The sequence below is a fragment of the Streptomyces sp. NPDC051214 genome, from assembly GCF_040682375.1.
GTDB lineage: Bacteria > Actinomycetota > Actinomycetes > Streptomycetales > Streptomycetaceae > Streptomyces.
The window spans coordinates 127,853-143,737 of sequence record NZ_JBFBAT010000007.1 but is presented as its reverse complement, the minus strand read 5'-3'; the positions used below and the strand labels follow the sequence as shown (position 1 = coordinate 143,737).

8 protein-coding genes are annotated in these 15,885 nt (G+C 71.3%); 3 read left to right on the top strand and 5 right to left on the bottom strand.

Translation table 11 applies throughout. The annotated features are described in order from the left end of the window. Positions 1–58: 58 nt before the first annotated feature. Positions 59–1,693: an MFS transporter gene (locus AB0M70_RS19770; RefSeq protein WP_365821254.1), complete on the bottom strand. Its 1,635-nt coding sequence runs from the start codon at positions 1,691–1,693 to the stop codon at positions 59–61. A gap of 415 nt (positions 1,694–2,108) precedes the next feature. Between AB0M70_RS19770 and AB0M70_RS19765 the strand changes: the two genes are divergently transcribed. The 3 genes from AB0M70_RS19765 (at position 2,109) to mfd (ending at position 9,266) form a co-directional block, all read left to right on the top strand. Beyond that, on the top strand, positions 2,109–2,897 hold the full coding sequence (locus AB0M70_RS19765; RefSeq protein ID WP_365821253.1) for an ABC transporter ATP-binding protein: 789 nt from the start codon (positions 2,109–2,111) through the stop codon (positions 2,895–2,897). Further along, positions 2,894–5,479, top strand: a complete 2,586-nt coding sequence (locus tag AB0M70_RS19760) for an FtsX-like permease family protein (RefSeq protein WP_365821252.1) — start codon at positions 2,894–2,896, stop codon at positions 5,477–5,479. The genes AB0M70_RS19765 and AB0M70_RS19760 overlap by 4 nt, the downstream gene beginning before the upstream one ends. 256 nt (positions 5,480–5,735) lie before the next feature. Beyond that, positions 5,736–9,266, top strand: a complete 3,531-nt coding sequence (mfd, locus tag AB0M70_RS19755) for a transcription-repair coupling factor (RefSeq protein ID WP_365821251.1) — start codon at positions 5,736–5,738, stop codon at positions 9,264–9,266. An 85-nt stretch (positions 9,267–9,351) separates the two neighbouring features. Here the strand turns inward: mfd and AB0M70_RS19750 are convergent, their stop codons facing one another. The 4 genes from AB0M70_RS19750 to AB0M70_RS19735 all read right to left on the bottom strand — a co-directional run bounded on the left by AB0M70_RS19750 (position 9,352) and on the right by AB0M70_RS19735 (position 15,804). Next, positions 9,352–10,602: a beta-ketoacyl-ACP synthase II gene (locus tag AB0M70_RS19750; RefSeq protein ID WP_365821250.1), complete on the bottom strand. Its 1,251-nt coding sequence runs from the start codon at positions 10,600–10,602 to the stop codon at positions 9,352–9,354. Continuing rightward, a complete protein-coding gene (locus tag AB0M70_RS19745) occupies positions 10,599–10,862 on the bottom strand; it encodes an acyl carrier protein (protein WP_365821249.1) in 264 nt (87 codons plus the stop codon). Before AB0M70_RS19745 ends, AB0M70_RS19750 begins: the two co-directional genes overlap by 4 nt. A 68-nt stretch (positions 10,863–10,930) precedes the next feature. After that, a complete protein-coding gene (locus AB0M70_RS19740) occupies positions 10,931–13,462 on the bottom strand; it encodes an aminotransferase class III-fold pyridoxal phosphate-dependent enzyme (protein ID WP_365821248.1) in 2,532 nt (843 codons plus the stop codon). A gap of 71 nt (positions 13,463–13,533) precedes the next feature. Then, positions 13,534–15,804 carry a hypothetical protein gene (locus AB0M70_RS19735; RefSeq protein WP_365821247.1) on the bottom strand — a complete coding sequence of 757 codons (2,271 nt, stop codon included), beginning with the start codon at positions 15,802–15,804 and terminating at the stop codon, positions 13,534–13,536. Positions 15,805–15,885 lie beyond the last annotated feature (81 nt).

Sequence of the window (15,885 nt, the reverse complement as noted above, 5' to 3'; positions counted from 1 at the left end):
GCACGTTACTTGTAAGTAGTAGAACCGCGAAGGGTTTTGCCCATACTGATTGGTCGGTCTAGTCCGCCGGTCTGTTCACGGGGCTTTCACGCGGGGCGAGTTCGGTGCTCGTTCCGCTCTCCGGGGCGCTGACCTCCCCGTTTTCCGGGGTGTCCGCCCCGATTACCGGAAACCGCCGAGGCGCAAGGAACGCCAGTACGAGAAGTGCGAGCGCCGCCGCGCACCCCGCCCCCACGTACACCGTGTCGACCGCCGAGTCGACGGCGCGCCGCAGCCGTTCGGGGTCGGCGACCGAGGCCGGGTCCGCGGTGTTCTCGAGGGAGCGGGCCACCGAGTCCAGGGAACCCGCGCCGCCGAGCCGCGAGGTGAGGACCCCGTTGGCGACCGCGCCGAAGAGCGCGGCGCCCAGGGTCTGGCCTATCTGGCGGCAGAAGAGGATGGACGCGGTGGCCGTGCCGCGCTCGGACCAGCCGACGGTGGACTGCACCCCGACGATCAGCGGCAGTTGGAAGAGGCCGAGCGCCGCGCCGAGAAGCAGCATGATCAGCGCCGGCTGCCAGGCCTGCCCCGGATAGGGCAGGAAGGGGAACGCGAAGAGGAAGAGCGCGGCGCCGCCGATGCCGATGAGCGCCGTGTCGCGGAAGCCGAGCCTGCGGTAGACGTGCTGGCTCAGGGCGGCGGAGACCGGCCAGCTCAGCGTCATCACGGAGAGCACGAACCCGGCGGCGACCGGCGCGAGGCCGAGCACGGACTGGGCGTACGTCGGCAGGAAGACCGTCGGCGCGACCATCAGGAGGCCGAGCGCGCCCAGGGCGAGGTTGACCGCGGCGATGGTGCGCCGGCGCCAGACCCAGCCGGGGATGATCGGCTCCGCCGCGCGCCGCTCCACGATCACGACGGCCGCCGCGAGCAGCAGCCCGCCCGTGAACAGCGCGAGCGAAGGCGCGGAGAGCCAGCCCCACGCGACACCGCCCTGCACGAGCGCGGTGAGCAGGACGCCGCCGCAGGCGAAGACGGCGAGCGCGCCCGCCCAGTCGGTGCGCCCCCGCGGTGCCTTCTCGCGCTGCGGCTCGTGGAGGTGACGCACGATCAGCCAGAGGGCCACCGCGCCGATGGGCAGGTTGATGAGGAAGATCCAGCGCCAGTCGGCGTACGCGGCGATGAGGCCGCCGAGCGCGGGGCCCGCGATGGACGAGGCGGCCCACACGGTGGACAACTTCGCCTGGATCTTGGGGCGTTCCTCGAGGGGATAGAGGTCGGCGGCGAGCGTCTGCACCGTCCCCTGGAGCGCGCCGCCGCCCAGGCCCTGGACGATGCGGAAGGCGATGAGCGCCCCCATGTTCCAGGCCACGGCGCACAGGGCCGAGCCGATCAGGAAGAGGATGCTGCCCGCGATGAGGACGGGCTTGCGGCCGAAGGTGTCGGAGAGCTTGCCGTAGATGGGCAACGTGACGGTGACGGCGAGCAGATAGCCGGAGAAGAGCCAGGAGAAGACGGAGAAGCCGCCGAGGTCGCCGACGATCTGGGGGATGGCCGTCGAGACGATCGTGGAGTCGAGGGCGGCGAGCGCCATGGCGAGCATGAGGGCGGCCACGACGGGGCCGCGCCGCCGGGTGTCCTGCGGGGCCGAGGGTATGTCGCCTGTGCCGCCCACGCCGTCTGTGCCGCCCACCGAGATTCCTTCCCCCTGCATCTAATTGCTTCCGGCCACCTTCTCACCCGGGTGGGCCGCGGGGCAGGGGTGGAGAGCATCCCGGCAGGTGGGCCGGTGTCCGGTCAGCAGGAGGGTGGAGCAACCCCGAGAACTGCTCCCCCTGGAGGTGGAGATCCCCTAGGGGAACCTCCGTACTGCGGACCGAGAAGCGTTCGTACTGCCGGAGGACGAGAAGGCCCCGGCCGCTTCTTAGATTGGCTTTATGCCGACGGGGGCGGACCGGGGGAAGCCTCCCGGGTCGGACCAGCCACCCCTTCGGGGGTGGGGTTTTCCCCAGCAAAAGACTGCGCTGGGCACCAGCGCGCCCGATCCGTCGGACGACCAGACTCTTTATGCGCGGCGAACACGTCCGAGCACACCTGATCCACCGCGTAACCGACTTAGGAGACTTACCGTGACAACGGCTGTAACCATTCCCAGGCACGGGGGCACTGGAGGGCGTACGGCCGTGGCGGCACGGGCGCGCCAGGTCGTGAAGGCGTACGGCACCGGGGAGACCCGGGTCGTCGCGCTCGACGAGATCGACGTGGACATCGCCCGCGGGCAGTTCACCGCGATCATGGGTCCCTCCGGATCCGGCAAGTCGACCCTGATGCACTGCCTCGCAGGCCTGGACACCGTGTCCTCCGGGCAGATCTACCTGGACGAGACCGAGATCACCGGCCTGAAGGACAAGAAGCTCACGCAGCTGCGCCGGGACCGGATCGGCTTCATCTTCCAGGCGTTCAACCTCCTGCCGACGCTCAACGCCATCGAGAACATCACGCTCCCGATGGACATCGCGGGCCGCAAGCCCGACCGCGGCTGGCTGGACCAGGTCGTGGAGACCGTCGGTCTCGCGGGCCGGCTCAAGCACCGCCCGACCGAGCTCTCCGGCGGCCAGCAGCAGCGCGTCGCCGTGGCCCGCGCCCTGGCCGCCCGCCCCGAGATCATCTTCGGTGACGAGCCGACCGGAAACCTCGACTCCCGTGCGGGCGCCGAGGTGTTGGGCTTCCTGCGCAAGTCGGTGACCGAGCTCGGCCAGACCATCGTGATGGTCACGCACGACCCGGTGGCCGCCTCGTACGCGGACCGGGTGCTCTATCTCGCGGACGGCCGGATCGTGGACGAGATGTACTCGCCCACCGCCGAGAGCGTCCTGGACCGCATGAAGGACTTCGACGCCCGGGGGCGCACGTCATGACCGTCCTCAAGACCTCGATGCGCAACTTCTTCGCGCACAAGGGCCGTATGGCGCTCTCCGCGGTGGCCGTGATCCTTTCGGTGGCGTTCGTCTGCGGCACGCTCGTCTTCTCCGACACGATGAACACGACGTTCGACAAGCTCTTCGCCGCGACGTCCGCCGATGTCACGGTCACCAACAAGAACGCCGAGGACTCGGGCGAGACGCCCGACAGCGGGAGGCCCGAGTCGCTCCCCGCCTCGGTCGTCGAGCAGGTGAAGAAGGCCGAGGGCGCGAAGTCCGCGGAGGGCGCGGTCAGCAGCACCGCCGTCACCGTCGTCAACTCCCAGAAGGAGAACGTGGGTCCGACCGGCGGTGGTCCCACCATCGCGGGCAACTGGACGCACAACGACCTGCGTTCGATGGACATCACCTCGGGGCACGCCCCGCGCGGTCCCACCGACGTGATGGTCGACGCCGACACCGCCGACAAGCACGACCTCAAGATCGGTGACGAGCTGCGCACCATCGCCGTCTCCGGTGACCACACCGCCAAGATCTCCGGCATAGCCACCTTCAAGGTGACCAACCCCGGCGCTGCGATCGTCTACTTCGACACCGCGACCGCCCAGCGCGAACTCCTCGGCAGCACAGGCCGGTTCACGCATGTCAACGTCACCGCCGACGCGGGCGTCAGCGACACCGTCCTCAAGCGGAACGTCGGCGAGACCATGGGCGCGGAGGCTGCCGCGTACAAGGTCAAGACGCAGCAGGAGACGTCGGACGACGGCCGCGAGAGCGTCAGCGGATTCCTCGACGTGATGAAGTACGCGATGCTCGGCTTCGCCGGGATCGCCTTCCTCGTCGGCATCTTCCTCATCATCAACACCTTCTCGATGCTGGTCGCTCAGCGCACCCGCGAGATCGGCCTGATGCGCGCCATCGGATCGAGCCGCAAGCAGGTCAACCGCTCCGTGCTCGTCGAGGCGCTCCTTCTAGGCGTCATCGGCTCGGTCCTCGGGGTCGGCGCGGGCGTCGGGCTCGCCATCGGCCTGATGCAGCTCATGTCCGGCATGGGCATGGAACTGTCCACCCAGGACCTCACCGTCAAGTGGACGACCCCCGTGGTCGGCATGGTCCTCGGCATCGTCGTCACCGTCCTCGCCGCCTACCTCCCCGCCCGGCGCGCCGCCAAGGTCTCCCCGATGGCGGCCCTGCGCGACGCCGGGACACCGGCCGACGGCAAGGCGAGCGTCCTGCGCGCGCTCATCGGCCTGGTCCTCACCGGCGCCGGCGCCTTCGGCCTCTACACCGCCTCGCAGGCGGACAAGGCGAGCGAGGGCTCGCTCTTCCTCGGCGGCGGCGTGGTCCTCACCCTCATCGGCTTCGTCGTCATCGGCCCGGTCCTCGCGGGCGGCGTGGTCCGCGTCATCAGCGCCGTACTCCTGCGGATGTTCGGGCCCGTCGGGCGGATGGCGGAGCGCAACGCCCTGCGCAACCCGCGCCGCACCGGCGCCACCGGGGCGGCCCTGATGATCGGCCTCGCCCTGGTCGCCTGCCTCTCGGTGGTCGGCTCCTCGATGGTCGCGTCGGCAACGGACGAGCTCGACAAGTCGGTCGGCGCGGACTTCATCATCCAGTCCGAGAACGAGCAGGCGATCACTCCCAAGGCCGCGAAGTCCCTGGAGAAGGCCGACCACATCGCCCACATCACCCGGTACAAGGACATCAAGGCGGACCTGACGGCCGCGAACGGCAAGGTCGCCAAGGGGGTCGGCCTGAGCGCCGCCGACGCGACGTACGCCGAAGACCTGCGCGCCGAGCCCGTCGCGGGCAAGCTCGCCGACGCCTACAAGCCGGACTCCATGTCGGTCGGCGAGGAATTCGCCAAGGACCACGGCATCACGGTCGGCGACAAGGTGAAGCTCGCCTTCGACCACGGCAGGACGGCCGAGATGACGGTCCGGGCCATCACGTCGAGCGACACGTCCCTCGATTCGGGCGCGATGTACGTGAACATCTCGACCGCCGCGAAGTACGTGCCCGCCGACCGGATGCCGCCGAACGAGATCATGTTCGCCGAGGCGGAGAAGGGCCAGCAGGAGGCGGCGTACGCGTCGCTGAAGAAGGCCATGGCCGACTACCCGCAGTACAAGGTCATGGACCAGACCGACTTCAAGCAGACCCTGAAGGACCAGGTCGGCCAGATGCTGAACATGGTCTACGGCCTGCTCGGCCTCGCGATCATCGTCGCGATCCTGGGTGTGGTGAACACCCTGGCCCTCTCGGTGGTCGAGCGGACCCGTGAGATCGGCCTGATGCGGGCGATCGGCCTCTCGCGCCGCCAGCTGCGCCGCATGATCCGCCTGGAGTCGGTGGTCATCGCCCTCTTCGGAGCGCTGCTCGGCCTGGGACTGGGCATGGGCTGGGGCGCGACGGCCCAGAAGCTGCTCGCCCTGGAGGGCCTGAAGGTCCTGGAGATCCCCTGGCCGACGATCATCACCGTCTTCATCGGCTCGGCCTTCGTGGGCCTGTTCGCGGCGCTCGTCCCGGCCTTCAGGGCGGGCCGGATGAACGTCCTGAACGCGATCGCCACGGAATAGCTTCCGTCACGGGGGTGCGGGAGAGCCGGCTCCCGGCAGGCGATGCCTGCCGGGGGCCGACGCGTGTGTGCCGGTCCGGCTGGATCCACGCGCCGGACGGGCCGGAATCGCGCGCCGGATCTTTCCGGGCGGGCCCTGACGGCCAGCGGCTGTCAGTCCGTGGTCGTACGCTGGAGACCCCCGGCCCGTATGACGTTGCCGGGCCCTTCGCGTTGCCCCGCGCGCCCTGGAACCTGGACGGAAAGCGAAAGCCCACATGAGCCTGCACGGTCTGCTCGATGCTGTCGTCAAGGACTCCGCACTCGCCGAAGCGGTCAAGGCCGCCACCGACGGCAACCGCATGCACGTGGACCTGGTCGGCCCGCCCGCCGCTCGCCCCTTCGCCATCGCGGCCCTCGCCCGCGAGACCGGGCGCACCGTCCTCGCCGTGACGGCGACCGGGCGTGAGGCAGAGGACCTGGCGGCGGCCCTGCGCACGATCATTCCGCCGGACGGCGTCGCCGAGTACCCCTCCTGGGAGACCCTTCCGCACGAGCGCCTCTCGCCCCGCTCCGACACCGTCGGCCGCCGCCTCGCCGTCCTGCGCCGCCTGGCGCATCCCAGGCCCGACGACCCCGAGACCGGCCCCGTCTCCGTCATCGTCGCCCCGGTGCGTTCCGTGCTCCAGCCGCAGGTCAAGGGCCTGGGCGACCTGGAGCCCGTGGCCCTGCGCTCCGGCGAGAGCGTGGACCTGAACGAGACCGTGGAGGCCCTCGCGGCAGCCGCGTACTCCCGGGTGGAGCTGGTCGAGAAGCGCGGCGAGTTCGCCGTGCGCGGCGGCATCCTCGACGTCTTCCCGCCGACCGAGGAGCACCCCCTGCGCGTCGAGTTCTGGGGCGACGACGTCGAGGAGATCCGCTACTTCAAGGTGGCCGACCAGCGCTCCCTGGAAGTCGCCGAGCACGGCCTGTGGGCCCCGCCCTGCCGCGAGCTGCTCCTCACGGATGACGTACGGGAGCGGGCCGCCGCCCTCGCCGAGCAGCACCCCGAGCTGGGCGAGCTGCTCGGCAAGATCGCCGAGGGCATCGCCGTCGAGGGCATGGAGTCCCTCGCGCCGGTCCTCGTCGACGACATGGAGCTGCTGCTCGACGTCATGCCGCGGGACAGCATGGCCGTGGTCTGCGACCCCGAGCGCGTGCGCACCCGCGCCGCCGACCTGGTGGCGACCTCGCAGGAGTTCCTCCAGGCCAGCTGGGCCGCCACCGCCGGGGGCGGAGAGGCCCCCATCGACGTGGGCGCGGCCTCCCTGTGGGGCATCGCGGACGTCCGCGACCACGCGAGCGACCTCGGCATGATGTGGTGGTCCGTCTCGCCCTTCGCGGCAGATGAGGACCTTGACGACGACACCCTCAAGCTCGGCATGCACGCCACCGAGACCTACCGCGGCGACACCGCGAAGGCGCTCGCCGACACCAAGGGCTGGCTCGCCGACGGCTGGCGCACGGTCTACGTGACCGAGGGGCACGGCCCGGCCGCCCGCACCGTCGAGGTCCTGGGCGGCGAGGGCATCGCCGCCCGCCTGGACGGCGAGCTCACCGAGCTGACGCCCTCGATCGTGCACGTCTCCTGCGGCTCCATCGACTACGGCTTCATCGACCCCGCGCTCAAGCTCGCCGTCCTCACCGAGACCGACCTCTCCGGCCAGAAGGCGGCCGGCAAGGACGGCCAGCGGATGCCCGCCCGCCGCAGGAAGACGATCGACCCGCTGACCCTGGAGGCCGGCGACTACATCGTCCACGAGCAGCACGGCGTGGGCCGCTACATCGAGATGGTGCAGCGCACCGTCCAGGGCGCCACCCGCGAGTACCTGGTCGTGGAGTACGCCCCGGCCAAGCGCGGCCAGCCCGGCGACCGGCTCTACATCCCCACCGACCAGTTGGAGCAGATCACCAAGTACGTCGGCGGGGAGGCCCCCACGCTGCACCGCCTGGGCGGCGCCGACTGGACGAAGACGAAGGCGCGCGCGAAGAAGGCGGTCAAGGAGATCGCCGCCGACCTCATCAAGCTCTACAGCGCCCGCATGGCGGCCCCCGGCCACTCCTTCGCCCCCGACACCCCCTGGCAGCGTGAGCTGGAGGACGCCTTCCCGTACGTGGAGACGCCCGACCAGCTCACCACCATCGCCGAGGTCAAGGAGGACATGGAGAAGACGGTCCCGATGGACCGCCTGATCTGCGGCGACGTCGGCTACGGCAAGACGGAGATCGCGGTCCGCGCCGCCTTCAAGGCGGTGCAGGACGGCAAGCAGGTCGCGGTCCTCGTCCCCACGACGCTCCTGGTGCAGCAGCACTTCGGCACGTTCAGCGAGCGCTACTCCCAGTTCCCGGTGAAGGTACGGGCGCTCAGCCGCTTCCAGACGGAGACGGAGTCCAAGGCCACCCTGGAGGGCCTGCGCGACGGCTCGGTCGACATCGTCATCGGCACGCACCGCCTCTTCTCCTCCGAGACAAAGTTCAAGGACCTCGGCCTGGTCATCGTCGACGAGGAGCAGCGCTTCGGCGTCGAGCACAAGGAGCAGCTGAAGAAGCTGCGGGCCAACGTCGACGTCCTGACCATGTCGGCCACCCCCATTCCCCGTACGCTCGAAATGGCCGTGACCGGCATCCGCGAGATGTCGACGATCACCACGCCGCCCGAGGAGCGCCACCCCGTCCTGACCTTCGTCGGGCCCTACGAGGAGAAGCAGATCGGCGCGGCCGTCCGCCGCGAACTGCTCCGCGAGGGCCAGGTCTTCTACATCCACAACCGCGTCGAGTCCATCGACCGCGCGGCGGCCCGCCTGCGGGACATCGTCCCCGAGGCCCGCATCGCCACCGCGCACGGCCAGATGTCCGAACAGGCCCTGGAACAAGTGGTGGTGGACTTCTGGGAGAAGAAGTTCGACGTGCTCGTCTCGACGACGATCGTCGAGTCGGGCATCGACATCTCCAACGCCAACACGCTGATCGTCGAACGCGGCGACAACTTCGGCCTCTCCCAGCTCCACCAGCTGCGCGGCCGTGTCGGCCGTGGCCGCGAGCGCGGTTACGCCTACTTCCTGTACCCGCCGGAGAAGCCGCTGACCGAGACCGCCCACGAGCGCCTCGCCACGATCGCCCAGCACACGGAGATGGGCGCGGGCATGTACGTGGCGATGAAGGACCTGGAGATCCGCGGCGCGGGCAACCTCCTGGGCGGCGAACAGTCCGGGCACATCGCGGGCGTCGGCTTCGACCTCTACGTACGCATGGTCGGCGAGGCGGTGGCCGACTACCGCGCGTCCCTGGAGGGCGGCGTGGAGGAGGAGCCGCCGCTGGAGGTCAAGGTCGAGCTGCCGGTCGACGCACACGTCCCGCACGACTACGCCCCTGGCGAGCGGCTGCGCCTCGCGGCCTACCGCTCGATCGCCTCGGCGAGCAGCGAAGAGGACGTCAAGGCCGTACGCGAGGAACTCACCGACCGCTACGGCAAGTTGCCGGAGCCCGTGGAGAACCTGCTCCTGGTGGCGGGCCTGCGCATGCTGGCCCGTGCGTGCGGGGTCGGCGAGATCGTGCTGCAGGGCAACAACATCCGGTTCGCCCCCGCGGAACTGCGGGAGTCGCAGGAACTGAGGCTCAAGCGCCTCTACCCCGGCACGGTCATCAAGGCCAACGTCCACCAGCTCCTGGTCCCGCGCCCGAAGACGGCAAAGGTCGGCGGAAAGCCACTGGTCGGACGCGAACTCCTTGGCTGGGTCGGGGAGTTCCTGACGTCGATCCTGGGTTCGTAGGAGCGAAGCCCCCCGCGCCCCGTCAGGGGCGCGGGGAACTGCGCGAACGGCCACGACGGCGCCGCGGACGGAGAGCTGCGCATGCCTACCCGCGGTTCCCGTACCGCTGGAACACAAGAACAACGTTGTGCCCGCCGAAGGCGAACGAGTTCGACAGCACGGTGTCGACGTCCGCCTCCCGGCCCCCCGCGCCCACCACATCAAGGCCGAGCGCCGCATCAGGCTCATCGAGGTTGGCGGTCGGCGGCACCACCCGGTGCACGATGCTCTGCACGGCGGACACCGCCTCGATCGCGCCGGACGCGCCGAGCGTGTGCCCGGTGAGCGACTTCGTGGCCGTCACGGGAACGCGCCGAGCCGCCTCGCCCAACGCCAGGTGCAACGCAGCCGCCTCTCCCGCGTCGTTGAAGGACGTGGCCGTCCCATGGGCGTTGACGAGGTCGACGTCCTGAGGGGTGAGCCCGCTGGAGCGAAGGGCCGCGCGGACCGCCTTGGCGGCCCCCGAGCCGTCGGGCCGCGGGGCGGTGATGTGATACGCGTCGGAGGAGCGCCCGTAGCCGCTGAACTCCGCGAGCGGCACGGCGCCGCGCGCCGCCGCGTGACCGGCCTCCTCCAGGACCAGGACGGCGGCGCCCTCGCCGAGGACGAAGCCGTCCCGGTCGGCGCTGAACGGGCGGCTGGCCCGCTCCGGTTCGTCGTTGCGCGTCGACAGCGCCCGCATCTTGGCGAAGCCGCCGAGCACCGACTCGATCACCGGGGCGTCGGTGCCCCCGGCGATGACGACGTCGGCCTCGCCGCTGGTGATCATCTGGTGGGCGGCGACGAGCGAGTCCGCCGCGGAGGCGCAGGCGGTGACCGACGCGCTGCTGGGTCCCGTCAGGCCGTACTTGATGCCGATCCAGGCCGCTGAACTGTTCACCATCGTCGCCGGGATGAACCGTGCGGACAGGCCGCGGTAGCCGCCCTTCTCGTAAGCGGCACGGAGGTTCTCCTCCGTGCTTGTGCCGCCGCCCACGCCGGAGCCGATGACCACGCCGATCCGGTCGGTGTCCTCGGCGGCCAGGTCGAGCGCGCTGTCGCGCAGGGCCAGTTCGGCCGCCGCGGCGGCGAGGTGGGTCGCCCGGTCGGTGATCCTCTCGGTGCGCCGGTCCGGGGCGAGATCCTCGGGCAGGTCCACCTCGCCGGCGATCCGGACGGGCAGGGAGGTGGCGTCGAAGCGGGTTATGGGCCGTATCCCGCTGCGGCCCTCCATCTGGGCCACCTGGAAGTGCTTGGCGCCGATGGCCAGGGGCGTGACCGGGCCGATACCGGTGACGACGACGCGGCGGGCGCTCACGCGGCGGCCTCGGACGTGGTGGTGGAGCCGTGCTCCTCCAGGTAGGTGACGACGTCCTGGAGGGTCGTGAGGTGCTCCAGGGCGGTGTCGGCGACCGCGGCGCCCAGGTGGGACTCCAGGAGGGAGACGAGCTCGACCATGTCGAGGGAGTCCAGGCCCATGTCCTCCTTGAAGCGGGCCTGCGGGCCGATCTCCTCGGGGAGCAGTCCGAGCCGGTCGACGAGGTAGTCCGTCATCTGCTGCTGAAGGGTGTTGCTCATGGTGGCTGTTCCTTTCACGGGTGCAAGAAGGTGCGAGAAGGTGCAGGAGGGTGTGTACGGGGCGGAGTTCAGGCGGCCGGCCGCCGGTAGGCGCCCAGGTCGGCGTGGAGCGCGAGGCCCTGGCACACCTCGGCGAACGCGTCGACGAAGCGGTCGGCCTGCGCCGTGTCCAGGACGAGCGGCGGCTGGATGCGCATGACGCCGGTGCGGTTGGCGGTGACGAAGGTCAGCATCCTGTGGTCGCGGGCCAGCGTGCCGACGAACCGCAGGCACATCAGGTCGCCGAGCGTCGACTCCATGGCACGGCCGACGCCGGAGAGCGCGCCGCGCAGCTCGTCGGGCAGCCAGTCCACGAGGGTGTGCAGATCGCCCGGGAAGCGGGTGAGCGCCTCGTCGGTGAGCGCCCGCACCGCGCCGGAGAAGTCCCCGTCGAACTCGATGGCGGTCATCATGCCGACGCCGCGCACGTCCTTGACGAAGCCGTACGGTGCGGTCACCTCGCGCAGCCTGCCGCGCAGGTGCTCGCCGACCTTGCGGGCGTGGGCGGGCAGGTCGTCGCCAGTCAGGACGTCGAGGGTGGCGAGTCCGGCCGCTGCGGCGAAGTTGCCGCCGCCGAACGTCGAGGAGTGCAGCATGGAGCGGTTGGTGGTGCCGTACGCCGCGTCCCACAGATCGGCGTCGCACAGGGTCGCGCCGATCGGGACGAGGCCGCCGGAGAGGGACTTGGCCAGGCAGAGGATGTCCGGTTCGAGGTCGTCGTGGTCGGCGGCGAACAGGGCCCCGGTGCGCCCGAGGCCCGTCTGGATCTCGTCGAGGATGAAGGCCGCCCCCGCCTTGCGGCACAACTCCCGCGCGGCGCGCAGATATCCGGGCGGCGGCAGTACGACGCCGCCCTCGCCCTGCACCGGCTCGACGATGAAGCCGGCCGCGCCCTCGATGGCCCGCTCCAGGGCTTCGAGGTCTCCGTAGGGCACCTCGGCGGTCTCGGGGAGCAGCGGGCCGAAGGGGGCGCGGTGGCCCGCGCGCCCGGTGACGGAGAGCGCGCCGAGCGTCTTGCCGTGGTAGCTGTTCTCCGTGTAGACGAGGCGGCTGCGGCCGGTGCCGGCCCGCGCCAGCTTGAGCGCCGCCTCGACGGCCTCCGTACCGGAGTTGCTGAAGAAGACCCGCTCCAGGCGCCCGGGGGACACGGCGCTGAGCCGCTCGGCGAGCTCGGCGGAGTGCGTGGGCATGGACACGTACTGCACGAAGGTCGGGGCGGACGCGTCGAGGAACTGCCGCAGCCTTCCCGTGACTTCGGGGTGGTTGTGGCCGAGGTTGAGGCAGCCGTACCCGGCGATGAAGTCGAGGTAGTCGGTGCCGTCGGCGGTCGTCAGGGTGGCGCCGTTGCCGCCGGTGAAGACCCGGTCGAGTCCGTGGGCGGCGAAGAGGCGGGCCATGGGCGGGTTGACGTGCTGCTCGAAGCGGCGCGGGGTCTCGGCGGCCGTGTCGGGCGCGGGCGCGGGGGACGCGGACCGGGCGGGGCGGTGGTGGCGGGCCAGGCGCTGCACGGCGTCGTCGTGGACGGTGCGCCCGAAGGAGGCGAGTGGTGTCGGCCGGAAGCCGTGCCGGGCGGCGAGGGCGCCGATGGTGCGCACCCGCTCCAGGTCCAGCTCGCGGCCCAGCGAGAAGGACTCGGCGCGGCCTTCGAGGGCGAGCACGATGGTCTCCGCGAGGCAGCCGTTGAGCTGCTGCGCGGGCGCGGGCAGCGAACCGTCGCCGACCGTCACCTCGTCCGACGCGCTGACCAGGCCGCCGTCGATGACCAGGACGTCACTGCCCGGGGCGGGCGGCTCGGCCACGTCGCGGGGCAGCGCCACGTCGACCACGATCGATCCCGGCCGCAGCGCGGCGGGGTCCACCAGGCCGCCGACCGAGGAGGCGGTGACGTAGAGGAGGGTCTCGGCGGTGCACTGCGCGACGTCCCCGACGATCCGCACCCGGTCGTGGTGGACCGGGTCGAGATGGCGCAGGAGCCGCTCGGGCGACTGGGTGCCGATGCGGGCCACCAGGTCGAGCGGGTGGCCGTCGCCGAGCAGCAGCTTCGCGATGGCCAGGCCGATGGAGCCGGGGTAGCCGACGACGGCGACCCGCGTGCTCTCGGGGGTGAGCCCCAACAGGCGTACGACGTGGCCGATTTCGGCGTGGGCGGCGTACACGGTCAGGGAGTTGCCGCTGGTGACGGGGACGCCGACCTGTTCGGCGGTCCACAGGCCGCGGTCGCCGACGATGGAGGTGGCACCGCCGAGGCCGACGAGCTGCGCGCCTGCCTCCTCGCGCAGCGCGCTGACCTCGGCGACGACGAGGTCACGTGCGGTGGTCGGCCGGGCCAGCAACTGCTGGGCGGTGTACGGGAGATGGCGGACCTCGCCGGTCGCGGTGGCGCCGGTGGCGGAGGTCACGGAGGTGAGGAGCGGCACGGGCACGTGGTGGCGGCGGGTGCCGGGCGGCTCGGGTGTGCCGCGGTGGTCGTCGAAGAGGCGGCCGAGCAGGTCGAGGGCGCGGACCTGGTTGCGGTGGCCGGAACTGATGGGGTGCGCGAGGAAGCCGAAGGTGGCCGGCATGGGGAGATGACTCCGATTCGTGGTGGTCTGGAGACGTCTGTGCGTGGGCGGGCGGGGGCGGACGCGGGCGGTCAGCGGGCCGCGCGCGCCATGGCGAAGGTCAGCTCGGGCAGCTCGTCGCGCTGCCAGCCGAGCGAGGAGAGCAGGCTCAGGCCGTCGCCCTCGTTGTTGTGGGAGAGCAGCACCGAGGCGAAGGTGACGGCGGCACGCTGCTGGAGCAGGCCGCGCAGGTCCGTACGGGCCGCGTCCGTGATGTGCCGGTGGCGGACGGTGAGGTCGCCGTAACGGCGGGTCCACTCGGGTTCCAGGAGGGAGAGCACCTGTGTCTGGCGGCTTGACTCGGCGCCGGTGCGGCCCTCGTGGTAGGTGCGGATGACGGAGTGGCCGCCGTCGACGAGGCGGAAGACGGTGACGTTCTGCCGCAACCGCCTTCCGTAGAGCGCGGACTGCTGCACGAGCGTCGGCGTGATGTCCGGTACGAGCGACGCGGCGCCGTCACCGATGAACGCGAGGACGTTGTCGTCGCGGGTCAGGGCGACGGTGGGCACGGCCTGCAGCGCGTCGCCCATCAGCGCCCTGCCGTACCAGCCGGAGAAGCCGGGGCCGGTGCGCGGCAGGTTGCGGACGGCGGAGATGCCGCCGCGCCCCACGTCGAAGACGCCCGTGTAGGTGTAGCCGTGCCGGGTGATCAGGTCTTCCAGCACGGTGCGAAGGTGCTGGAAGAAGTAGTTGGCGCTCATCGGGAGCACGGGCAGCCCGTGGATCACGTCGGACGCGCTGTCGCGGGTGCGGGCGATGGCCTCCTTGCGTACGTCGAGGACGCCCGGCCTGACGTCGAGCCCCTCGCGTACGGCCTTGAGGAAGGCGCGGGCGTCGGCGTGCACGGGATGGTCGGCGTACGGCGCGAGGTGTGCCTTCTCGTCGGTGACCTGGACGATGCGCAGCTGGCGGCCGAGCGTGCGGGGCGAGAAGGGTGTGGCGGCCTCGCCCAGGCGGCTCTTGAGGAAGAACAGGGCCTGTTCGCCGCGTGGGCGCAGTCTGCCGTCCTCGTGCAGATAGGCGTGGACGCGCGAGGAGAAGGCGTACAAACCGAGGGTGCCCAGATACTCCTCGACCACGGCTCCGCCGCGGTGGCGGCCCACGCTGCCGGGCCGGGTGAGGGAGTCGGCGAGGCCGACGCCCGCCCGCGAGGCGATGTCGTGGACCAGCCATGACTCCTCGGCGTCCAGCGCACCGCACTGCCAAAGAAGCCTGCTCGGCTCGGAGTTGACGATGCGCAGCACCGGTTCGAGGTCGCTCTCCTCGACCTGGAGGGCGGCGGTCGCGGGCGGCTCGACGGCTTCCGGCCGGTTCAGTTCGGCGGCGGTGCCCGTCGCGTCGAGCACGGCGGGCGTGGCGAGCAGGAAGACCGGGCCGCGGTGCGCGTGGTAGGCGGCGTACGCCTCGGCGAGGTCGTCCGCGATGCGTTCCGGGTCGTCGAGATAGACGTACGGGATGCCCTTGGCGGCCAGTACGGCGCGGGAGTCCTCCGCCGCGTGGACCGTCCCCTGGAAGGGGAACCAGGCGTCGGGCGGGGTGTCGGCGCAGAGGACGAAGCCCCGGGCGCGGGCGTCGCGCAGATTGGCCAGGGTGCCGCGGAACTCGTCGACCATGCCGCTGGTCACGACGATCACGAACGGCGCCCGGTCCAGCTGCCAGCGCGCCAACGCCCCGCTAGCCAGGCTGTGTTCGCTCGGCCCGCGCAGAACCGGGTTGCCGGTGGCGGTGGCCAGGCGGTCCAGGTCGGAGATGGTGCCGGAGACCACGGAGCCCGTGTAGTAGTGCAGGCCCCAGGGCCCGTCGCTCTCGGCGCCGGGCTGCCGGCCGAGGAAGTCGTGCAGGGCGGCGGCGAGGGCGGAGGGGCCCTTCTTGGTGGCCGCGCGTAGGGCGGAACCGGTGTGCCGCAGCTGCACGTGGTCGGTGAACGCGCAGATGACGTCGGCCGCGAGGACCCACGCGTCGGCGGGCAGTGCGCGCAGCACGTAGGGGCGGGCGACCTGCGCGGCGGCGAGGCTCTCGGGCGACGCGCCGACCCCGTAGACGTAGGTGCTGTGCGCGGAGAGCGTGGCGCGCAGCGGCTCGGGCAGGGCGTCGGCCAGTTCGGCGAGGGCCTCGGGGAGCGAGTGGTCGAAGGGGTCGGCGCTCAGGCCCGCCCCGTCGGCGTCGATCAGGACCAGCGAGAGCGCGGCATCGAGGGGCGATTCCCGGACAGCGCGGGCGGCGGCCGATGTGCTGTCCGCGGTGAGGATCCGTATGTCGAGACCGGGTGCCGCACGGTCGAGGAAACGTCGGGATCTGGCCAAGGTCTCGCGGTATACAGGGGTGCTTATGGAGGGGTCCGCGGACTCTTCCATAAGGTCGTGCAAGCCGGTGGCGATCCGCTC